This is a genomic window from Vibrio hyugaensis (assembly GCF_002906655.1).
In the GTDB taxonomy this organism is placed as follows: domain Bacteria; phylum Pseudomonadota; class Gammaproteobacteria; order Enterobacterales; family Vibrionaceae; genus Vibrio; species Vibrio hyugaensis.
Map to the genome: position 1 here is coordinate 1,918,850 of NZ_CP025795.1, position 22,431 is coordinate 1,941,280.

22 protein-coding genes are annotated in these 22,431 nt (G+C 43.8%); 6 read left to right on the forward strand and 16 right to left on the reverse strand.

Annotated features, from left to right (window positions below; genetic code table 11):
* Window positions 1-72: 72 nt before the first annotated feature.
* Both C1S74_RS25550 and C1S74_RS25555 read right to left on the reverse strand, forming a co-directional pair.
* Window positions 73-450 carry a PH domain-containing protein gene (locus C1S74_RS25550; RefSeq protein WP_045398771.1) on the reverse strand — a complete coding sequence of 126 codons (378 nt, stop codon included), beginning with the start codon at window positions 448-450 and terminating at the stop codon, window positions 73-75.
* Window positions 451-572: 122 nt separating this feature from the next.
* The gene (locus C1S74_RS25555; protein WP_045398772.1) at window positions 573-788 is read right to left on the reverse strand and encodes a TIGR02450 family Trp-rich protein; all 216 of its coding nucleotides are present in this window, start codon (window positions 786-788) and stop codon (window positions 573-575) included.
* A 220-nt stretch (window positions 789-1,008) separates the two neighbouring features.
* Here C1S74_RS25555 and C1S74_RS25560 point away from each other — a divergent pair, with 220 nt between their 5' ends.
* Window positions 1,009-1,737, forward strand: coding sequence for a transporter substrate-binding domain-containing protein (locus C1S74_RS25560; protein WP_103415398.1), 729 nt, complete (start codon window positions 1,009-1,011; stop codon window positions 1,735-1,737).
* A gap of 45 nt (window positions 1,738-1,782) precedes the next feature.
* On the opposite strand, the gene C1S74_RS25565 is transcribed toward C1S74_RS25560, so the two are convergent.
* From C1S74_RS25565 to C1S74_RS25610, 9 genes are all read right to left on the reverse strand, one after another.
* Window positions 1,783-2,169, reverse strand: coding sequence for a TM2 domain-containing protein (locus C1S74_RS25565; RefSeq protein ID WP_045398774.1), 387 nt, complete (start codon window positions 2,167-2,169; stop codon window positions 1,783-1,785).
* Complete coding sequence (gene yidD, locus C1S74_RS25570) at window positions 2,169-2,393, reverse strand: membrane protein insertion efficiency factor YidD (protein WP_082037673.1); 225 nt, start codon at window positions 2,391-2,393, stop codon at window positions 2,169-2,171. Before yidD ends, C1S74_RS25565 begins: the two co-directional genes overlap by 1 nt.
* Window positions 2,394-2,395: 2 nt before the next feature.
* Window positions 2,396-2,611: a DUF4177 domain-containing protein gene (locus C1S74_RS25575; RefSeq protein WP_045398776.1), complete on the reverse strand. Its 216-nt coding sequence runs from the start codon at window positions 2,609-2,611 to the stop codon at window positions 2,396-2,398.
* Window positions 2,612-3,073: 462 nt separating this feature from the next.
* On the reverse strand, window positions 3,074-3,496 hold the full coding sequence (locus C1S74_RS25585; RefSeq protein WP_045398777.1) for a hypothetical protein: 423 nt from the start codon (window positions 3,494-3,496) through the stop codon (window positions 3,074-3,076).
* Between the two features lie 375 nt (window positions 3,497-3,871).
* The gene (locus tag C1S74_RS25590; protein WP_045398778.1) at window positions 3,872-4,324 is read right to left on the reverse strand and encodes a hypothetical protein; all 453 of its coding nucleotides are present in this window, start codon (window positions 4,322-4,324) and stop codon (window positions 3,872-3,874) included.
* A gap of 140 nt (window positions 4,325-4,464) precedes the next feature.
* A complete protein-coding gene (locus tag C1S74_RS25595) occupies window positions 4,465-4,722 on the reverse strand; it encodes a hypothetical protein (protein WP_045398779.1) in 258 nt (85 codons plus the stop codon).
* A gap of 277 nt (window positions 4,723-4,999) precedes the next feature.
* Window positions 5,000-5,713: a class I SAM-dependent methyltransferase gene (locus tag C1S74_RS25600; protein ID WP_045398780.1), complete on the reverse strand. Its 714-nt coding sequence runs from the start codon at window positions 5,711-5,713 to the stop codon at window positions 5,000-5,002.
* Between the two features lie 430 nt (window positions 5,714-6,143).
* On the reverse strand, window positions 6,144-6,545 hold the full coding sequence (locus tag C1S74_RS25605; RefSeq protein ID WP_045398781.1) for a GFA family protein: 402 nt from the start codon (window positions 6,543-6,545) through the stop codon (window positions 6,144-6,146).
* 167 nt (window positions 6,546-6,712) lie between these two features.
* On the reverse strand, window positions 6,713-7,192 hold the full coding sequence (locus C1S74_RS25610; protein WP_038868315.1) for a porin: 480 nt from the start codon (window positions 7,190-7,192) through the stop codon (window positions 6,713-6,715).
* A gap of 499 nt (window positions 7,193-7,691) precedes the next feature.
* Between C1S74_RS25610 and C1S74_RS25615 the strand changes: the two genes are divergently transcribed.
* Window positions 7,692-9,176: a winged helix-turn-helix domain-containing protein gene (locus C1S74_RS25615; protein ID WP_045398782.1), complete on the forward strand. Its 1,485-nt coding sequence runs from the start codon at window positions 7,692-7,694 to the stop codon at window positions 9,174-9,176.
* Window positions 9,177-9,197: 21 nt separating this feature from the next.
* Here C1S74_RS25615 and C1S74_RS25620 read toward each other — a convergent pair whose 3' ends face one another.
* Window positions 9,198-9,920 carry a TerC family protein gene (locus C1S74_RS25620; protein ID WP_009705022.1) on the reverse strand — a complete coding sequence of 241 codons (723 nt, stop codon included), beginning with the start codon at window positions 9,918-9,920 and terminating at the stop codon, window positions 9,198-9,200.
* 512 nt (window positions 9,921-10,432) lie between these two features.
* Between C1S74_RS25620 and C1S74_RS25625 the strand changes: the two genes are divergently transcribed.
* Window positions 10,433-11,047, forward strand: coding sequence for a mechanosensitive ion channel domain-containing protein (locus tag C1S74_RS25625; RefSeq protein WP_045398783.1), 615 nt, complete (start codon window positions 10,433-10,435; stop codon window positions 11,045-11,047).
* 32 nt (window positions 11,048-11,079) lie between these two features.
* Here C1S74_RS25625 and C1S74_RS25630 read toward each other — a convergent pair whose 3' ends face one another.
* The 3 genes from C1S74_RS25630 to C1S74_RS25645 all read right to left on the reverse strand — a co-directional run bounded on the left by C1S74_RS25630 (window position 11,080) and on the right by C1S74_RS25645 (window position 14,565).
* A complete protein-coding gene (locus C1S74_RS25630) occupies window positions 11,080-11,343 on the reverse strand; it encodes a DUF3012 domain-containing protein (protein WP_045398784.1) in 264 nt (87 codons plus the stop codon).
* A 162-nt stretch (window positions 11,344-11,505) separates the two neighbouring features.
* Window positions 11,506-12,525 (reverse strand): type 2 isopentenyl-diphosphate Delta-isomerase, encoded by a 1,020-nt coding sequence (fni, locus tag C1S74_RS25635; RefSeq protein WP_045398785.1) that lies wholly within the window; start codon window positions 12,523-12,525, stop codon window positions 11,506-11,508.
* 240 nt (window positions 12,526-12,765) lie between these two features.
* The gene (locus C1S74_RS25645) at window positions 12,766-14,565 is read right to left on the reverse strand and encodes a cation:proton antiporter (protein WP_045398787.1); all 1,800 of its coding nucleotides are present in this window, start codon (window positions 14,563-14,565) and stop codon (window positions 12,766-12,768) included.
* A gap of 341 nt (window positions 14,566-14,906) precedes the next feature.
* On the opposite strand from C1S74_RS25645, the gene C1S74_RS25650 reads away from it, so the two are divergent.
* On the forward strand, window positions 14,907-16,454 hold the full coding sequence (locus C1S74_RS25650; RefSeq protein WP_045398788.1) for a phospholipase D family protein: 1,548 nt from the start codon (window positions 14,907-14,909) through the stop codon (window positions 16,452-16,454).
* Window positions 16,455-16,805: 351 nt separating this feature from the next.
* On the forward strand, window positions 16,806-19,523 hold the full coding sequence (locus tag C1S74_RS25655; protein ID WP_045398789.1) for a DUF2339 domain-containing protein: 2,718 nt from the start codon (window positions 16,806-16,808) through the stop codon (window positions 19,521-19,523).
* A gap of 93 nt (window positions 19,524-19,616) precedes the next feature.
* On the opposite strand, the gene C1S74_RS25660 is transcribed toward C1S74_RS25655, so the two are convergent.
* Window positions 19,617-20,762: an anaerobic sulfatase maturase gene (locus tag C1S74_RS25660; RefSeq protein ID WP_045398790.1), complete on the reverse strand. Its 1,146-nt coding sequence runs from the start codon at window positions 20,760-20,762 to the stop codon at window positions 19,617-19,619.
* 201 nt (window positions 20,763-20,963) lie between these two features.
* On the opposite strand from C1S74_RS25660, the gene C1S74_RS25665 reads away from it, so the two are divergent.
* Window positions 20,964-22,370, forward strand: coding sequence for a DUF1254 domain-containing protein (locus C1S74_RS25665; protein WP_045398791.1), 1,407 nt, complete (start codon window positions 20,964-20,966; stop codon window positions 22,368-22,370).
* Window positions 22,371-22,431: the final 61 nt, after the last annotated feature.

Sequence of the window (22,431 nt, forward strand, 5' to 3'; positions counted from 1 at the left end):
GCTTCCTTGCCTTGTTTTTGTGTCGCCATTATGACTCCTTTTCTTTGGCTGAGTTAGTGCTTAAACCATTGTCTAAGCGAGTACGTGCTCGCTGATCATTTTGTTAAACGATACGAGGTCAAAAGAGCCCCTGATCTCAAAGCGCACTCGCCCGACTTCACTTAGGAACAATTCAATTTCACAATCCAGATCAAGTGTGCCAGACGTTTCAACCGAGAATGCGTTAATTTTGCTGTATGGCAGAGAAGTGTAATCAACTTTTGACCCTGTAATCCCTTGTACATTGGCTGCAATAACACGCTTGTTGGTGAACACCACTTGGTCACGCACGGTCTTGAAGCCAGCAAAAATACTTTCTCCATCAATCAAGAACTTGTGGAAATCGTCGCGCACCTTTGAAGTTTCAATCGGCTTGAGTTTGAATATGGATGAGTTTTCGAAATCGATCATGGTGTTTCCTCAGAACATGAGTGAATAAAATCAACCGCCAATTAATAGCAAAGTCTCTAAGGCGAGCCTATTGATTTTGATGACTTTTCTAACTCCATCTCGTTTTTGGCTATCGCGCCTGCTTATTTCCATCCCTGGCGCCAATGCTGGGTATCTTTTAACTCTTGCCAATCGAGCTCTCTTTCTCGCTTCGTCATCACGGCTTCAATAACGCATCTCACCACATTTCCCTCTTCGTCAAACTCCATTTCCGAGATGATGAAATGCTTTTCCTTGTTTACCGGTTCCGTCGCGGTCCATTTGCTTCGCAATAACTTCTTAGGGTGAATTCGATTCATAACACTCTGCCATTCATAAGAAAAAGTTTACTTTTCATACGTATAAACTAGCAAATGCAATCACATTCAATGTCGCTATTTTTTTCTTCAATATGGTGTTTTTTCTTATTGGTTTGATCTCTTTTTCTGATACTTCCTGTTACTTTGAGTGTTCAAACAAACACAACACATCAAACAACGACAATGAAAAAAAACAACACTTTTACTTGCTTCCGTAGCACTGGCACTTTCCGGCATTGCCCAAGCCGATAAGCTGGAAGACATACAAAAATCAGGCACCTTACGTGTTGGAACAACGGGCGATTACAAACCGTTTTCTTACTATGACGGCAAAAGCTATTCTGGTTATGACATTGATGTCGCCAACCACATTGCGGAGCAACTAGGCGTCAAATTGAAGCTGGTTCGTACCACATGGAAAGATCTACTCAATGACCTTGATGAAGACAAATACGACATCGCCATGGGTGGCATCACACGTAAAATGCAACGCCAACTGAACGCAGAGCAAACACAAGGCTATATGACATTTGGTAAGTGTTTCTTGGTTGCAAAAGGCAAAGCAGCGCAATTCAATACGCTCGAAAAAGTGAACGACCCTTCGGTTAGAGTCGGCGTCAATATCGGCGGTACAAATGAAGCCTTTGCGGATAAAAACCTGCAACAAGCTCATTTCACCCGCTACGAAAACAACTTAGACGTACCGAAAGCCGTCGCGGCGGGCAAAGTTGATGTCATGGTGACAGAAACTCCGGAAGGGTTGTTCTACCAAGTCACGGACGAGCGTTTAGAAGCGGCTCGCTGTGAAGATCCGTTCACTAAAGGCCAGTTTGGTTATCTGATCCCGAAAGGCGAGCAGCGTTTGTTGAACACAGTGAACTTCATCATGGAAGAAATGAAACTCAAAGGCATCGACGAGCAGCTTATGCATCATAACTCTTTGAAATAATGGCATAATAAAGGGGGTAGCATTATCCCCTTTTTATGTACAACACTAACGTCGAACCTCATTGTAAATCTCGCACGACACTTCGTAGTTGTGTTGCCTAGCAATTTTCTGAGAGAAGAATAAGTGTGGTAACTCGTAAAGAACTAAGAGGAGGATAATGAGGCCCGCACTCATATGACCAAGAAACAATCCTGTGACTCCTAGTACAAAAAGGACGAGTTCAGCAATAAACAACGGGTACTTACCAAGATAAAAATGATGTACACCACCAAGAAAAAACCAGTTAAGAGCAGCGTAAGTATCAGGATCTTTGAGCCTTAGTTTAAGCTCTTTGAAATAGGCCTTTCTCTGCTCATCTGGTAACGTATTGACTTGTTGGCGAAGATACTCTTCTTTTTTTTCTAGCTCTTCCAACGGCTCTAACAAGCGCATCACGGCACCTCATCAACTATTTTCTCGATTAGATCAGGTTGGTTACATCTTCGAATCCTTGCTAAACCTAACCGCCATCCCTTCATAGCACCGTATTTAACAATGCACTGCTTAGTATACTCTGAACACGTAGGCTCAAAATTACACTCTATGTTTAGCAATTTTTTTGACCCACCGCTCGCTTGGTAGCGATGGATCAGTTTAAGCGATAAAACCTTCAGCACACTTATCGGCCAAGAGTGATAATCACCGCTTCACGTTTCCAAAATAGCATAAAGCGTTTTTGTTCAACAACTTGGAAGACAACTTGCCAACCATCCTGAACATAAGAGTTAAGTTCCGCTTCCATCTTTTGTACAGGTAAACCACTCGCACCAAGCAGGATAGTACCGCAACCACCTTCCACAATGTGAACCACTTTGTATTCTGTAAACTTTGTCATGTCATAACCAACTATTTTTAATAAAAACAGTAAGTTAACTTAAAGCGGAATATGCATCAACTCTAACATGCGTGATTAGTAAAACTATGTGATCTCCAACCTTAAAATTTGAGTTCATTATTAGGGCCTGTTGACCTTTCGAGCTGATTTTTGCAGCGAATTGTTGGGTATTTATACAAGGCTGTGATGTGTAGTTAGCCTACATAAAAAGTCGATAACGCAGTAGAAATGACCAACAAACGCTGCCCAAAGGGTTCGAGCTAGGCGCCCCCGCAAAAATCGTTTTATGCTTTGTTAAGGAGTATTTGCTTAGAATGACTAGGCGACACACTCCTTGCCTCACCTAAAACGATTTTGACTAGGCGTCCCCATCCGAACAAAATTTAACCACGAAAGATCAACAGGCTCTAACTAATCATAAAAAACCTTCGGCAAATGCGCAGGCTTATATTTATCAGTGAATTACATCACGCACTCTTTGGCTGCTTGTGCTTTCTCGATGCCTTCTTCAATCAGAGATTTGGTTTCTTCGCTGCCGATGGTCGACATCACTTTGTCCATCACCTTGTCAACCGTCGATTCAGACGACGCTTCTACCAAACAAGCATAAGCGTTAGCGATGTGTTCTTTTGCTTCGATAAGCGCTTCTGGATCACTGAAATCGACATTCATCGCTTCTTCAACCGATGCGGCTAACTCTTCTGCTGATTCCGCGGCATCGCCAAATTGATCGAGGTTGAATGCAGCCTCTACCGATTCCATCTGCTCTTGAACCGTATCAATCGCTTTATTTGCTGCTTCTTGTGCTTGGTCGATCGCTTTTGTTGCATCATCACAACCTACGAGAGCCATCGCCAATACCATTGTTGAGATCGTCTTTTTCATTTTCATTCTTATAAAACAAGTGAATAGCTAACACGCACAATACGTGATTAGTCCTAAGATTTTAATTCAAGAGTTGTAAGAAGAGGAAACAGAAAAATGAATAAAGGCCGCGAGACCTTTAAAAATCAAAAGCACAGTTATTTCGAAGAGTTATATGAAGTCACTCTAACAATTGAATTTAGACACCTTAGTTCTCACCAATGAGAGTGACTCATTAGTAAGTTTGTTAAAAGCTTATCAATACGGAAAGAAACAAGGTTCGTCCTATTCATTCCAGTCTGAAATCGACTTTCTCTCCTTAATTAATAAATTCAAAGTAATGTAATTATCCCAAAAACAGCCAAGCCGCATTGTGCGGCTTGGCTGTTTTAATTATTAAGCGATACGAGTATGACTGAACTCGTTTAGCTTGTCGTAAGATTGTTGCAGCGCTTCATAAGTCCATTCGAAATACGCTCGACGCACCATAAGAGGTGCGATTTGTTCGGCGCTAAACGTTTCTATCGTTAAATCAGAGTATTCAACCAGCAAGTTATTACCATCAGAGCTCCAATCTTCATAGTCTCTGTTGCCGATTAAGTCATAAAGGTTGTGGCTTAAAAAACTATAAACCACAAAGAAGGATTTGACCTGCCCTTCCGTTAGCGCAAGCATTTTTGTTGCTTGAGCCAAATCGTAAGAGCTCTCTTGAGTACCATGATCAATATCGAGTCGAACCAATTGTGTATCCCACACGGCTCCCTCTTCGTAGTGATTCATTACGTATCGATCAAGCGCCTCATACACCTTAAAAAAATCTTGAATCATCAGGTAATAATTGTCAGACATAGCGTCCCTTATTGTATTTGGTGAACGCGCGATCTTCGCCACTGTGTTATTGCCCACCATAGCCAGTGATGAGTAAACGTTAGACCACAAGGTTCAACATCGCATACTGCACTCACAGTTTTGTTGTTATTTTTGAGTGATCAGTCAATTAATGTACTTGGTTCATCAATACCCATGTAGTCACACAGTTCACGTTTGATTCGGTGAAACTCCTGCACCGATACAAAGTAATCGGCATAGTCAGTTCGACCTTCAATGCCAATGTAAACCGCCGAAAAAGCTTGAATCGTCGAGGTGATTTTTATGGCGTCATGAGCGAGTTCAAACGTCACCACGTGATCCATATTCAGATAGCGACCCGATTCAATTTTTAACGCCTTATTTAACGGTTTAGACATGATGTATTCCTACAGTAACAACGAATAAAGTGGAATTTGGCAGCATGACATTACTCACTTTGGAAGGCGTGCGAATACTGCCCGAAATTGAATTGAGCCTATCACAGGCATTGACCATCAAAATTAGAGGCTTTTCTCACTTTTACTCGGATTAACTTACAGATGAAACAGTTGTCTCAATATTCACAATAACAAGAAGTGAAACAAGGGGGATGAGGGTATTGAGGTGAAGATCACGACTTTATCACCTTCACCTCTTCACTATTTTGAGGCTTAGCTAGGCGTTAACTTGGTACATCGCGAAATAGGTATCGGCTTGAATAACGTGTTTTTGGCTAAGTTGCTTCAAAGCCTCAACAGCGTTTGCGAACGGGTCACCCCCTGCGAACGCTTCAACTAACTTGGTGTAACGCTTTGAAGAAGAAAACAGCACATGCGCCAACTCTTCAGCACTGACTTCTAGCTCTACGGTTTCCTTGTAAACCTTCATCGCTTGGAAAGCGTCACAATCACTGAAGTTGATCGCGTGGTCATAGTTGGATTCCGTCAGTTCCATCTCTATGCCTAATAGCTTGAGGGGCTTTTCTAGCAGCACTTCAAAATCATATACCATAACGTGCGCGCCAGATTGGCAGACGCGTTGAAGCTCCGTCACCAAAGCCGCAGATTTTGCGTAAGAAAGTGAGCCAGCAAATGTCACCACATCCACACTGTTGTCTAACAGTGGCACATGCTCACCATCGCCGACATGATACTCAATACCTGCTGATGGTTTAGTTTGCCCAATCATTGACGTGCTTGGGTCCACGCCATGCAGTTGCTGACAATATTTGGCTAATGCTAGTGTCGATACGCCCGTACCGCAGCCAATATCTAATCCCAATTGGAACTGGGGTAACGCACCTAAGTTTGCTTGCAGGATGACTTGATGCAGCGGCGGGCGATACGCCGCGTAATGCTTAGAGATGGCTTGGTTGTATTCTTCGCTCACTGATGTTCTCCCAAAACCTGTCGATGTTATTCAACTGTATATACCCAAGTGACTTCAAGATGCTGAGTTCAGAGCGTTGTCATTGATTCGAGGTCAAGGAAAACAACGCAGTGGAATGGCGAGCTCTTTCCAAGTTGTTTGAAGCAGAGATCGAGTCAATGACAAGCTCCCGAAGGGCACTCTTTGCAAATAGTAAGGGTCTTGGCTTGTATACTTTGTTGTCGATTCTTGATTTAGACCCACTAGACCTTTAAATCGCCGCCGCGTCTACAAACCAAGTCATTCTCGCTGAACCTAACATCTCGAGGTTACTTGGGTATAGTGTCGGATATTACGACCACTCAAAAGCAAAAAGCCACTCATTTGAGTAGCTCTATCTCACAACTTTAAACGCTTTCTGATGTGGTACAGCGCTCAGCCTGAAACCAGCTTATAGCTTGGGTTCAGCTTCGAATTGCTTGAGGTCATCAGTAATGTCATTCCAAGGTGCTTTGGATGCAACAAAAATATGGAAACTTGGCTTATGGGAAGGCACATCATCAAGAATACCCAAGCGCACATTGACGATACCGTTGTTCTTCTTCGAATAAAGACTAGAGCCGCAGTGACGGCAGAATGAGAGTTCGGTATTGGCGCTCTTCTGATAGGTTTGGATGTGTTCCGGTCCCTCAATCACAATCAGTTTATCCATTGCAACGCCACCCGCTGATGAGTAATCGGATCCGGTAAATTTGCGGCATTCAGAGCAATGGCAATTGCCCATGTATTTGAATTCATCCGCGACTTCGAGTTTCACCTTGCCACACAGGCATGAGCCTTTGAGTACTTCCATTGTTAAGTCCTTCTCTTTATTGGAATGTCAGTTACCGAATCACCATGCCAGTCCAACACGACGAAATAAAGACAAGTAAGTCAGGTTTGCAAAAATGGAACGAAGAAAACCACCGCACTCTTCCATAAGCGCAGTGGAAAACAACTAGGACAAGTCGTTGCTTTTTTTTAGAAGCGGAACTCTGCACTTAGCGCGTAGCTGTTCTCAACAACTTTTGCTTCGTACATGGTGTACTCAAGTGCAACGCGAGCTGGGCCCAATGTCACACCTGCACCTACGCCGTAGTAGATGTCGTTTGAATCACCAAGGTTAGTTTGGAAGTGACCCATACCGACACGACCGTAAACGTCGAAAATAGTGATTGGTAGTGTTAGTTTCGCACTTGCTAGCCAAGCATCAGAGTAGATGTGCTCGAAGTCTTTGTGCGTATCGATGAAATCTGCATATCCACCTTCAATCGATAGTAGGTCATTAAACTGGTAACCGATGTAAAGGTTGTAACCGCTGTTTTGATCACTAAAGTCTGTGTTCTCGTTCTTTACTTGGTATTCAGAATATAGGTAGCTAGCACCAATGTATGGGTTAGCAGCAGCTTGTGTAGCAAAGAAGATAGCAGCGATTGGAAGAATAAATTTGTTCAGTTTCATTTCTTAATAACTCTCAATATAAAAGGTTGACTAACATTCCCTAATCCTTCAGTACGTGATGCTCATGCATCGATTTTTTATTTCCTTATTGCAAGTGACTTCAGGGAACGTTGCGCCTTTTCTCTTTTAAGAAGCTCGCCCCTCACTTGCGGTGTGGGATGCATCATCCTGTGTTTTCGCCGCTGTGACATAACGTAAAACTCAGCAGTTAATAAAACTTCATCACTGGCATATAAACAAAATATAAAACCAATAAATACATAAACTTAAACATAAAAACAGAGGATAAAACAAACAAATTAATTGGAGCTTTTCTTCCATTCAGTGTTGATTTCCTATGTGAAAAGGAAGGCATTCGAGGTGGGGAGCGGAAATCGGCGTTCCGATAACGAAATGTGTAGAAAATCACGTGACTCGCACTTTAAATTGTCAGCAAAATCATTCAATTGAGACTACATTTACTCAATGAGATGAATAAAAAATAGAAGAGCGAGCGTGAATGCCTGACAAAAACATCAGTTTTATCGTAGATGAGTGGCGTTTTGTGCCCAATGAGGGGCAAATACAGTTTGCTGACTCATGCATTACGATTGATAACCGTCTCTCAAAGTTGCTTGAGTTCTTATGTCTGAATCCAGGACTGACTCACACGCGCGATGAACTTATCGAGCAAGTCTGGGGCGGCAGTGTATTGACCGATCAAGTGGTCACCCAAGCGGTATTTGAACTCAGAAAAGTGCTGAAAAAACACAGCCAACAGGAATGCAGCTACATCGTCACCGTACCAAAGCGTGGGTATCGATTTGATGGCGAAGTAAAACTGGAAAAAATCGCGATACAGAAACCTGAAGATCAGGTAATTGAAGAGGAAGAGTCACAAACTGAAGCCTCGAAACCCGCAGTAGAGGCCGTTGAATCTCGCCCTAAAAAGAGCAAACAACCCATCTTAATTGGCGCACTTTCTTTGATTGTTGTTATTCAGGCGGCATTTTTACTGTTTAGCGCAGACGACCCAAAGCCGAGCCCTGATTCTCACACCGGGCACTTAAGCCATTACGAATTTCGTTATGCAGTATTGAATGTCAGTGAGGATGTGAAAGCACGACCAGAACTGTACGGTATCGTCATTAAGCTCATGGAACACATAGGGTTTTACAGCAATATTCGTGTGGTCAAATCTAAAGAACACAGAAAACTCGCCGCCGTAGAGTTCAACATCTCCACCAGCAAGAGCAGCGATGGTAAAAAGCTGCGTTTGTTGTTCCAGTATCACAATCGCGTATCGGGGCAGACTCATTTGAATCGTCGTTACTCGACCAACTTTGAACGTTTTCATCAAACTTTCCCATCCATGATAGATGACATGCTACGCGCGATGTACATTGAGGTGCCGGAAGAAGAGTTGGAACACAATGTGTCAATCTTCCCTAAAGATCCAGAAGCAGTAAAAGCTTTGATGTCTGGGACGGGCGCTTTGTACAACAACGCTGGCTATGAAAATGCGATGGCGTATTTTCGTCAAGCAAAAGCCCTCGCACCAGATAATGCCTACACCATTTCGGTAAGCTACATCGGTGAAGTGTTAAGGGTGTTTACCAAAGACGAAGCCAATAAGCAGCAAGTGATTGAAGCACTCAACAAGGAATATTCCTCTTCCTTGTCTGAAGTTTTGAAGCGAGGGAATAACCCAAGAGTGTGTGAAGCCAACGCAATCTTGGCGCTGTCGGAAGACAATCCGGATAAGGCATCACAAATACTGTTGTCGATTCCGTACAATCAGCAAACGTCCTTAACTTATCTATTACTAGCGAAAGCGGAAGAAGCTCGCGGTCACACAAGCGGGGCAAAAGAACTGTATTTGCAAGCGACACAAAATACGTCGTCGCCAATTGCACTGAAACTTGCGGGTCCATTGTTCTTTGACAGCAACTTGGACACCATGATTAAAGAATTGCAAAGCGTAAAAAGCGAAGCTAACCCATAGTGGTTAGCTTCGCATTAAAGTTTAGAAGTACTGTCCTGCCACACGTCGAGAAGAAGGTTGTCGGCTGATTAAGATATGGCATAGCTCAAGCAGCAAACCAAACGCGAGCGCACTGTAAACGTAGTGCTTATCGATGTTCAGCCCCAACCCTTCAACAATCAGCAGCGCACCTAAGACAATGAGGAATAGCAGCGCGAGCACTTTCAATCCAGGATGGCGAGTAATCACAGCCTGAACTTTATTCGCCATCAACATCAGAATCACGCTTGAAGAGATGATCACACCAGCAAGAATGGTAATGTCCTGCGTAAGGCTTGCCGCGATAATCAATGAATCGAGAGAAAACACCGCGTCCACCGCAATAATCTGCAATATTACCGTGCCAACTTGCCCAGCAAAGAATTGATGTGGTGGAGTTTCAATAGGCACGACCCACGCCCAAAGCTCTTTGATGCCTTTAAACAACAGAAATGCACCACCAACAATAAAGATAAGATCATTACAAGAGAGTGATACCCCTTGGTATTCGACAAACGGTTCTTTCCAAGACAGCAACCAAGATACCGAAAATACCAGCGCAATGCGGTTTAACACTGCTAAACCGATACCGAGATTACGTACGCGTTGGCGCAAATGAGCAGGAAGACGCTCAGTCATGATGGTAATAAAGACGATGTTATCGACACCCAGAATGAGTTCTAACATGAGTAACGTGCCGAAGGCGATAAAGTAGTCGAGATTCATTATTTAAGTTCTCTGTGCAAAGTACGAAAGAATAGTTATTCAATATCCACTCTCTCCTAAGCAGGCACTACCTTGCGCTCAAATCCCCTCTCTAACATGGGGAAGTCTGTATTCCGTTCTTAGGTGCTTTGGGTGAGTTGTTCCCTAATGACGCGATTATGAGTAGCGTCTTTTCATTGCTTTGTAGAACACGTAAAGCAATTTAATCGCGATAAGTGTCATCATTTTCTCCAAGGTTGTAGTTAATCAGTGGAGGGCTATTGTATTCACCAGTTTCATAACCACATCACAAAGCACTTAGAAAAAGATAAAGAAAATATAAAACAAATAAACACTTTAATTTCATAATCTTAAATAAGACAAAAACCGCCAAAGGTGAGAAATTCGTACCAAAAGAAACGGTTTCTTTGGCTTATAAAATGGCATGAGAGAGATATGATTTTTTGCTGAGAGAGACTTGACGCTTTTTCTGATGGTTGACCGTACACTCGCCCTATAAAGAGGAGAACGTAATGCTGTCATCGACTGAACAATTTCTACAAATCCTGAGTGACTACGACATACTGCTCGGTCTGATTTTCATTTTGGCTTATCAAATCTTCAGTAAGATCGCGACGAAAGCACTCACTACGTTAGCGCGGAATAAAAAAGTCAAACCACCAAGAATATTATTCATTACCAGAACGGTGAACATTTTGTTGTTCGTCTTCTTATTTGCTACGTTTTTGCTCGTGAGTGGTATTGGCTACGGGAATTTTTCTATCTTCCTTTCTTCTGTATTTACCGTGCTGGGCGTGAGCTTTATTGCTCAGTGGTCAATTCTGAGCAATATCACTGCCAGCTTTCTTATCTTCTTCGTTTTCCCTTACCGCGTAGGCGATAACATTCGTATTGATGATGGCGCAGGAATTGAAGGGATGATCATAGACATTCGTTTGTTTCATACCTTGATAAAACATGAAGACGGCGACTTTTCGACTTACCCAAATAACCTCTTGCTACAGAAGAACGTCACCAAGAGAACCTATAAGAATGCCGTTGAGCTCACTTTACAAAAGGTCACCGACGTAGATATCGATTTTAGTGTTGGTGTTGATGACCTTCAGATACAAGAAAGCCGAGCGTAATGCTCGGCTTTCTCTTTCCTCGTTCGGTCAACTTAGAACACACAGTGTTTAGCGAAACCTGTCGCTTCGTTTGCCGTCCATTCACCTTTCGGCTTCTCTTTTAGATCTTTACACCACTGCTCACTACCAATGCCATCTTGAAGAACACAGTGCTTCGCGAAATCAACCGCATTGTCTGTTGTCCATTCTGTCTTTGGCTTGTCACGCATATCTTTACACCAAGCTTCTGTACCTACTTCGTCAGAACATGCGGTTAGCGCTGTTGCCGCTAGCAGTAGCATTACCAGTTTTTTCATAAATTCAGGTTCCACTTTCAATTGATGAATGAACTATACCCAAAATATCACTGCTCGTGTTAAGCCCGCGACAATTTATCGACTAACACTCCGTAAAGAAACGAAATTCTGCCAATTCAATCTAACTGCATCGATAAAGAGGGAAACCATTAGTAACTTGGTTCAAAGTCGGCGAGCTTTCGTCAGCGCCTGAAGATTGACCGAACCGGTACCAAAGCACGCTAAACGTAGCTCTAGTGCCATTTGCTCGAAGTGCTCTACTACAGATTGTGTGCTGATGGTCGCTGCTTTTAGAACCCCGCCTGCTTGCCCAACCAAGTTTGCGCCAAGGTGTATCGCTTTCGCTGCTTCTAAGCCGTTATGCACGCCACCAGAAGCAATCAAAGGTAAGTCTGGATATTGAGCACGAATTTGTTCTAAGCACTTGGCTGTCGGAATACCCCAATCACGGAAGAGTTCTGCGGCGCACTGCATTTTGTCGTCGGTTTGGCAGTAGCCTTCTACCGCTGTCCAACTTGTACCACCAGCGCCAGCAACATCAATCGCATCAACACCAACGTCGACCAATTGCTTCGCCACCACACCACTGATACCAAAACCAACTTCTTTGATGATCATCGGCACTTCAATACGCAGTTTGAGCTGTTCAATTGATTTTAGAACACCAATCCAATTATGGTCACCTTTCTGCTGAAAAGCTTCTTGCATCGGATTCAGATGCACAAATAAGGCATCCGCTTGGATAAAATCGACTGCACGCTGAGCATTATCCAAACGTTGTTTGTCTCTAAGTTGCGCCGCACCTAAATTGGAATATAAAGGCACACCTTTGGCGAGTTCTCGAATCGTTTTACCCAATCCAGAATGCTTGCTGTCTTCTAAACTAACACGTTGTGAACCAACACCCATTGCGATGCCCATTTCACTTGCCGCTTCTGCTAAACGGCAGTTAATGGTTTCCGCATCTTTTGCGCCGCCCGTCATTGAGCTTATCAAAAATGGCAGCGTCAATGGATGACCGAGAAAAACACTCGAAAGATCGATGGCGTTAAAGTCGCACTCTGGCAATGCGCAATGCTCAAATTCGACAGACTCAAAGCCCGCCGTTTTGCTTTTCATACTCATGTCATGATGTAAAACAGCATCAAGATGTAAGTCTTTGCGATTAGATTGCGGAGCCATAATGCCACCCTAAAGTAAAACAGTCGCGCAGTATTGCGATCCTTGTCATTAACGTCAATGCGAAAATTCGTAAATTGAACAATTAATTGCCAAATCGAGCCTTGCAGGGTCTCGCTTTGTGACAAAAACTGCAAACGAGCAAGGTGCGCTTCAAACACAACACCTTACAGCTCTATTAAGCTTGAGTAACGATTGGAAATGTTGCCACTCCAATAGCCAAGAGTGGCAATTCTAGCTCTGTTATACAGAAGCAGAGGCGTCAGTTTGAATCAGAGCGACAACCGTACTGGTTATAGAAGGGTCGAACTGTTCTGGATCATCACAGAATTGAATTTTGCCTTTCTCTTCAACATGGAAAAGTGGAATCACTAGATTCTCTTTATGGTGCTCTAAGTAATCTTGATAAGTGAAACTCTCACTGAGTTTGGTGTGTTTGATTTCGGCACCTCGACTCAACAAACTCGCCAATTGGGTGTAACTGACATTTCCCCCCATAAGCAACTTACCATGATACTCTTCCGCCACCGAGTGCTTCTCACTGCCGTTAGATTTGGTTTTCTGTAGACAATGTACTTTATCTTCGCCGAACTCGCCGACAAATTGCATACAAGCCATAATGTTAAAGTGCTGATCTGGCGTAAGCGCCACCACCTGCCCAATACCAATCAAATTGAGGTTGTCATCCGCATGGCTAGAAATTGGATTGCCATAGTAGTGATCCATCCCAGACATACGAACTTGACTAATGTAATCCCAGTTAGAATCGGTGAGTAGGACGCGACGATCGTATCTCGCCAACGCTTTACCTATCTCTTGCGCGACACGGTTTGCGCCAATCAACAAGAAACCACGAGGGGCTGGCTCAGCGACGCCGAGAGCCAGCGCTACGGGCCGTGCCGTCGCACTTTGCAATACGACCGTACCAATGATCACCATAAACGTCATAGGCACGAGTAAAGTGGCTTCACTGATACCGTATTCAATCAGTTTAATCGCGAATAATGAAGAAATAGAGGCAGCTACAATACCGCGTGGTGCTACCCATGATAGAAACACCTTGTCTTTGAATGATAAGTTACTGCGTATGGTCGATAGAAAGATCGACAAAGGACGTGAGACTAACTGCATGAATACAAACAGCATCAAGGCTCCACTACCAAGCGCAGCAAAATCATCCAAACTGATTCGCGCGGCTAAGAAGATGAACAAACCAGTGATCAATAAAATGGTCAGGTGCTCTTTGAAATGTAGAATTTGTTGAATGTTGATGCCTTTTGCGTTTGCAAGCCACATCCCCATCACAGTAACAGTAAGCAATCCCGCCTCCGATTCCAATTGATTGGAGACTGAAAAAACGCCAAGTACCACCATCAAGACAGCAAAGGGCTGAAGGTATTCTGGTAACCAAGCTCGTCTCAATGCGGTTGCAACTGCAGCGCCGGAAGCGACGCCAAGAATCAAACCCACCGTGATAAGCGTACCAAAAACTTCAACACTATTTACCGCATTGTGGGAAACGATGAACTCGTAAACCATAACGACAAACAGTGCGCCTAATGGATCAATCAAGATCCCCTCCCAGCGCAGAATATTGGCAAGTTTAGAGTTTGGTCGAACCGTTCTGAGCAAGGGCACAATGACAGTAGGGCCAGTTACAACGGTTAAGCTGGCAAACAGAATCGCGAGCTCCCATGAGAAATCCAGAAAGTAATGCGTCGCTACACTGGTTGCCACCCAAGAGATGATGGCACCAACAGAAACAATGCTCCAAACCGACCCACTAACGCCCCTAATTTCTTTAAAATTAAGCGTTAAACTCCCCTCAAATAAGATCACGGCCACCGCGAGGGATATTAGAGGAAATAATAAATCTCCGAGAATATCATCTGGATTGAGCCACTGTAAAAATGGCCCAACAATCAACCCTGCCAACAATAAGAACAGAATAGCAGGCAACCGCATTCGCCATGCTAACCACTGACAACCTAAACCAATTACCCCAACCGCCGACAGCACCAGCGCTTCATTTCCCACTTGCATTTATCATCACCTAATTTGTTGTCATTCTGGTGAGCTTACGCTCAACACAATTTAAGACTTTGAAAACTATTATGAATATAGTGTAGAGCAAGCAAGCCGCCATTGTTCTTTCAAGTTAATAATGGAACTTATCTCAAATAAATGACCTCAACCACGCGAGAAATAAAGCCTAAGAACAAAACTCGGTACTATCGGAAAATAATAAATTTGAAGGAGAACGTAATTATGAGTGCATCAATGAAAAATTCAAAGAATCTCCTCTGTAGTTTGAGGTACCCTCCAGAGAAGACAAGAAACTGAATGAACAAGAACGATAATGAATCGCCGGAGCTTTCGACCAAATGACTGAAAGAAAAACAAATTCAATCCAAATTTCAATTGCAAGTGTTGGGTTGGCACTGAGCTTCATAATTCCTCAAGTAACCACAGCTAAGCCAATTGTGTTAGAACAAAGTCATTGCGTTAGTTCTGGGCAGAAACCAAGTCCACTTTCTCACTACCTTGATGCTTTTGAACAAGAACTCGCTTCAAAAACAGGAGTTTATGTTCTAGAGCAAGGAGCGGAAGCGATGATGTCACGAGCATGGCTGACTGAACGAGCAGAAAAGAGCATTGATATTCAATACTTCATATTCTCCGTGGACAATGTTGGGTTGATCGCTACTGACTATTTGGTTAAGGCAGCGGAACGAGGAGTGAAAGTACGTGTTCTTGTAGACGACATCATGCTTGAAGCCGATGGTGAGGAACTCGTTTTTCTTGCTGCGCATGAAAATATTGAGATTAAGGTCTACAATCCGAACGCTAATTTAGGTAAAAACATTATGCAAAAACTCGGAAATCTTGTTTTTGACTTTCATAGTTTCAATCAAAGAATGCATAACAAGGTTTTTGTTGTTGATAACCAACTTGCTATCACTGGCGGTCGAAATATTGCAGACGAGTATTTTGGATTCGACCACGAGTTTAACTTCCGCGATCGTGATGTATTTCTAGCAGGAAAGGTAGTAACAAACATTAACCAATCTTTTGAGGAATTTTGGAATTATGAACTTAGCGTACCTGTTGAAGAGATTGTTAGTCAAAAATCGAACCAAGAAAAGCCAGATTACAAACCATTGCACGACTATGCTTGTGATAGCGAAAACTTTCATCCTGAGATTCAAAAAGAGATAGCCAATGTACCAATTACATTTAAACAACTGTATCAAGATGGGAAGTTTCTTTGGCTAGATAATGTTGAATACCTTTCAGATAATCCAGGAAAGAACGACCGAAGTACGTTTTTAGGTGGTGGTAGTCCTACTCAAAAAAGACTTGCCGAACTGGCTAAGAGCGCAACAGAGACGCTCTATATCCAATCCCCATATTTGGTTACCACCGAAAAAGACAGAGCCTTACTTAAGCATTTGGTAGATACAGGCGTGAGTATAAAGATTCTAACCAACAGCCTTGCCTCTAATGATAACCTGGAAGCATTTAGCGGCTACCAAAGAGATCGTGAAGCCCTACTAGAAACAGGTGTCGAAATTTATGAATTTAGGCCCGATGCTAAGATTCGTCAGAAAGTAATGACCGAACATATGTATAAAAAACTTAAAAAGACGCCTATTTTCACACTCCATGCGAAAAGCATGACGATAGACGGCAAGATAGCGGTTATAGGCACTTATAATTTTGACCCAAGAAGTGCAAACTTAAACACAGAAAGCATTACTGTAGTTTCTTCAGAAGCGATTACTCAATCAATGGACAAATCCTTTGCTGAGGAAATCAAGCCAGAGAATGCTTGGCAAATCACAAAAGAGTTTAACCCCGATGACAAAGAGCCATTGACAAAAAGGCTCAGAGTACAGATCAGAAGAATCGTCCCCAAAGACATACTGTAGATAAAGCTAAGGATATTCCGGAACAGCTATTAATTTTCTTTGCAATTGCTGTTGACGCAGAATTGGCGCGAACTAACCTCCAAATGATGACGAGTAGCATCTTCCTATGCATGCAAAAACAATTGCTGGACCGACTTCTGGATATTGTCTGGATTAAACCATTATAGAATCGGTCCAATAACACTCCCCAACAATAAGAATAAGATGGCAGGCAAACTGCCAGTATTCGTCCAAATATGCGACTCCTTCTCAAATTTCTCTTTCATTGTTGTATATCGCGTTAGCTTGTCACACAGTGAACTAAACTTAGCTAAGTTGCTCAAAGTTAAGGATTCTGGAACAAGGAAGGGAGTGCAACAGTTGTTTACCTCATTGGCGGTTATTTTGGCGATTGTCGCCATACTCATCACATTAAAAGCGGTCGGACGAATATCGCAGTTGGAAAACGAGGTTTCCCACCTGCATAAAGAGCTGGCAGAACTGCGCGCGCGTTGGTTTGAGAGAACAACACCTTCTGAACAAGATCAAGCATCACCGCCTCAAGCGCCAAACACATCAGCGGTGCAAAACGTTCCGAAGTCTGAACCATCACCAGTGTCAGAACCCATCGTCGTGGCACAATCGGCCAAAGAAGCACCACCACCGATAGTAGAACCGACTTTACCTTCCTTGGATGAAGTCCACATTGGGGGCCTGGCACAGAGCAGCGAATCGGTATTTGAGAAACAAGCTAGCAAGCTACTGACGAACATCCAAGAAAACTGGTTAGTTTGGGTGGGTGCACTCGCCATGTTGATTGGCGGCGGTTATCTCGTGCAAGTGATTGGTAGCCACATTGAATTCTCACCAATCATGCGTGTCACCATCACGTTCTCCATCTCCCTTGCTACTGTGCTGGCAGGGGAGTGGTTCCATCGCCGCGAACAGAAAAGCCCAGACCGAGCAAAGCGAGCAAAAGGCTTCACTTATGTCCCAGCCGCCATTACCGGAACGGGCTTAACGGGTATCTACTGCACGGTGATCTTTGCGTTTGTCTTCTATCAGCTCTTATCGCCCAGTGCATCGCTGTTGATTTTAGCGGGTGCAGCTTTCTCTAGTTTGGCACTGTCCTTGCGCCAAGGGCCTTTAATGGCGGTGCTTGGCTTAATTGGCGGTTACTCTGCCCCACTTTGGATTAGTGGCACAGAACCAAATTATTTCTTGCTCGCAGGCTACATCACGGCTATTTCCGTCGCAGCAACGCTGTTAATGCAAAAAATCCGACACGCTTGGATTTCACCATCGATTACCATCCCGCACATTTTGTGGATGTTGCTGCTGATTGAAAGCATGCCGCTTGAACAGCTGTTTTCTTGGCTAACTATGTTCCTGTCACTCACCTTGTACCTGCTGTTTGCGGTTCCAAGAATGGGGTGGATGCTCAAACCGCGTTATCGTCATTGCCTAGGGAAATGGATGCATCCACCAACAGGCATTGCGCTTGCAATTACGTTATTGGTGTTATCAGCACTGGCCCGCATGTCTACCATCGAAACGATGCAGATGGTTTACTTCTACACCTTCTTTGTCGCTATGATTTGGCTACCTGCCATTCGCCAAAGCTGGTCGTTAAGAGTCTACTTACCGTCTATTTTGGTGCCTTCTACCGCGATCATGCTGCTGTCTGTCGCCCTAGAATCTATCTACATGACTGAGGGGAAAACACCTGTGCTTATCGCGTTTGGCATCAGTATTGTGCTCATTACGTTCAGAACACTGAGCCAAACCCTTGCCGGCGATCATTCAAAGCTCACCGGTATTTTGTTCCTTGTACTTGCACCGTCAATGACGTTAATTACCCTGCTCTACATATACGAGTTTATGAGCAGCCACGTTTTAGGCTGGACATTCTTCACTGCACTGATTGCAATTTACTACGCTTTACTTGGACAAAGATTCAAAGCGTTAGCGCTGGAATGTTCTGCCATCATGCACGCAATCATAGCAGGGACGGCTTTCGTTTGGCTGAGTGGCACTTGGCTCACTACTGCTATTTCGATTCAAGTCGCGGTGATGGCGTTACAAACTCAATCCAATCTATTCCGCCCTGCAAGTTGGGCAGTCAAAGTCGCGATGGGGATCTTGGTGGTGCGCCTAACCTTATTACCACTCATTCCAGAGTGGCAACCTATTGATTCACAGCATTGGGCTTGGGTATTAATTAGCTATTTACCTTCGTTGGTGATTCTTGCTTACGCTCGTACAGTTCTACATCGTTCAGATACTGACTTAGCAAATTGGTTTGAAGGGGCATTTTTACACGTGTTCTTAATGGCGATATTTACCCAAACCAACTACTGGTTAACAGGGCATTATGGCTATCTCGGCGATATGGATTTCACATCAGCCGTTGTGTTTGCCAACCAAGCGCTGGTGATGGGCTTAGTTTATAGCTATCGCAGCCAATTCGCACAGCAATTAGAGCGCGTTTATCAAGCATACAGTTACTTATTGTGGAGTGCTTTTGTTCTGTTTATCGCCTTACTCAACAGTGGTGAGTCGCCATTGATGGTCAACAACGTTTCTGCCGATGCTATGCCACTGTTTAACATGCTGTCACTCGGTTGGTTGCTACCTGCTGCTATCCTACTTGTTACCACTTACAAACGTTGGAACACATTACAGATTCCATACACCTTCGTCGCTGGGTTTGGTCTTACTCTGACTGCAGTGTGGCTAGGCATGTCGATTCGTCAGTTTTGGCAACCCATCTCAATGACGCTTGACCAACCAACGGGCATGGCAGAGCTGTTCACCTACTCGATTGCAGGATTGATTGTTGGTGGCTTGCTAACCTGGGGAGGTGTAACGCGTAAAACGATGACGATTCAACGCATCGGTTTGGCTGTACTGGCTTGTGTCGCACTTAAAGTGTTCTTATGGGATGTTCGCTCGCTGGACGGATTCTGGCGAGCCATCAGCTTCTTGGGCTTAGGGGCTTCATTGATTGCGCTGGGTTGGTTGTTCCAGAAACTGAACCGTTCACTCGCCCAGTCAACCGAGGCACAACCCGAAGAGCACACTGAATAAACGCTCAATCAAAGTAGCGATTCCCGATTGCAGTTATCATTGCTTTCGGGAAACGTTTGAATTGAATCACAAGCACTTGTTGCGAATTCAATCTTAAAACAAGTGATAATAAGCGGGTGAGTGACCTTTTTGCATTGCATCGACCATTCGCAATAAGTGTGGTAATGCATGCTGAAAGAACATCTCATACCCCTCGCATAACACATTATGCGGCTCACTTTGAGGCGTTTTAAGCAGACGATTTTTCGGGCAACCACCTTCACACATCGGCAAAAAGTCACACTGCTTGCATTGGTTGGAAAGCGCTTCTTGCTTTGCTTGTCCGAAGGCTAACTGCGCTTCACTGTTTACCATCTGACGGAGTGAGGTTTCTTGCAGTTGACCAAGCTTGTAGTCATCATAGCCAAAGTGATCACAACTAAACACATCACCGTTAGATTCGGTCATTAATTGCTGACCACATGTCGCACTGTGATGACACATTTGGCTTTGGTAGCCCATTAATACCATCAGACAATTTTCGAAGAACTGGACGTAAACCTTACCTACGTCTTCTTCGCGCCACGCATCAAACACATCGCAAAGAAAACGTCCCCACTGTTTGCCAGTTAATGTCCAATCATGATCACTTCGGCGATCCAGTTCATGATCAATACACGGTTGAAATTGCAGATAGTCACTGCCGTTCTCTTTGAGAAACTGGTAGATCATTTTGCCGTGTTGATAGGTCTTATTATTCACTACCGTCAACGTGTTAAATTCGACCTTTTGCTGCTTGAGATGTTTAACGCCACGTATGGTACGTTCAAACGAAGACTTTCCTTGCTTATCAATACGAGCGATGTCATTGAGCAAATTAGGTCCGTCAATACTGATGCCGAGCATGAAGCTATTTTGATGGAAGAACTCGGCCCAACGCGCATTAATCAAGGTGCCATTGGTTTGCAATGTATTGATGATTTTCTTGCCTTTATTGTGGCGCTTTTGTAAATCGACGACTTCTTGATAAAACCCTAATCCACTGAGCAAAGGCTCGCCTCCATGCCAAACAAAATCGACTTGCGGAGCTCCTTCAGGTTGAGCATCAATATGGTCACGAATCAGTGTCTCTAACAATTGACGGTCCATCGTCGGTGCATTGGGATCTTCATGTTTTAAGTAATAACAGTAGTGGCAATCCAGATTGCATTTTCCTCCCTCGGCTTTAATGAACAAGCTATAAGGCAATGACGATGACATGGCGAAACCCCACAAAGAAAAACGGTAACCACTTATTAAATGGCATAACCTCGCCAGTATAAAAAACACCCTTACTCAAACCGAATTATAAATCCCTATACCTTGTATTAACTCTTTCAATTTTCGTTTGTTTGATGGGGTTGATATCGTGGTTTTATTTATCCCACTTAACCTAAATCTACTCAATATTAGAGAGGTTCTATGCTATCGAAACGATCTTTCCCATTGCTTCCACTAACGCTTGCGATCGTTAGCAGTTATTCCGTACAAGCCGCTCCACAAGAGAAAATAAAACCGTCTGCTGAAGAAGAACTCGCCTACACGCTCGGTGTGCAAGCCATGTTATATGGTGCAGGCCCACTGGCAATCTCTATGGTAAGACAAACCTCAACAGACACCGACCGTCCTTTAAGCAACGGTATGGCGCCGATGAACCAAATGGGCAAAACCTATCGACTCATGGGGCCTGACGATAAACTTGTTCCAACAGTGAACAACGACACACTTTACTCACAATCGCAAATTAACTTAGATCAAACGGGTCCTTTGGTGCTTGAAATCCCCGAAACCGACGATCGCTATTTCATCGTTCAGTTACTGGACAGTTACTCTGAAGCCATTGACAACTTGATATCCAGCAACGTTGGAACAAAAGGTAGCAAGGTGTTATTGGTCAATAGAGGCTGGAAAGGCAAAGTACCAAAAGGTATTGATAAGGTTGTAGAATCTCGCACACCCAATGTTTGGTATATCCAACGTACCGCCGTTGCGGGAGAAAAAGACCTCGCAGCAGCAAAAGGGGTTCATTCGAAGTTCGTTAATTACCCTCTTACCGAACTGGGGCAAACCCACCAAGCAGTAAAACAGACGCCAACCAATAAGGGGATGCCTGCACCAACTCTCCCTGTAGGTCTTGCATGGTACGCCGCGATTGATAATGAAATGCGTCACAACCCATTGCCGGAAGACAAAGCTATCGTTGAGCAATTCAAATACATTGGCATTGGCGGCGAGAAACCCTTTAATGCTAACGCGTTGTCTGACGCACAAAAACATGGTTTATTGCGTGCACTAGAAAGCTCACAAAACATTGTTAAATGGGCGAGCCGCTCTGTTGGAACTAAGAACAACGGTTGGTCGATGATGTATGAAGGTGGCCGCTATGGCAGCGATTACCTTAGCCGCGCAACCATTAACTTCCGCGCGATTGGTTTAAATACACCAGAACGTGCTTTGTATCCAAACCGCTATACCGATTCCAATAACAAGCAGCTCAATGGTCAAAATGAATACCGAATGACCATGCCAGCCAGTCCACCGGCAAACGCGTTTTGGTCTTTAACAATGTACGATGCGAAACATCTGTTCATGGTTGATAACCCAATTGATCGCTACTCCATCTCTAGCTTGAGAAAAGACGAACTGCAATACAACCAAGATGGCTCACTCACCGTCTGTATTCAACATAACAAGCCAAGCGATAAACAATGTAACTGGCTACCTGCACCTGAGGGCGATTTTTACTTACACATGCGTTTGTATGAGCCATCAAAAGAGGTTCTTAACAACCAATATTCACTGCCACAAGTGACCAAAACTCAAAAATAATAAAACCACTTTTTCTAACGATACTGCCTCGCGAATACTCTGTTAAGCGAGGTAGTGTCGT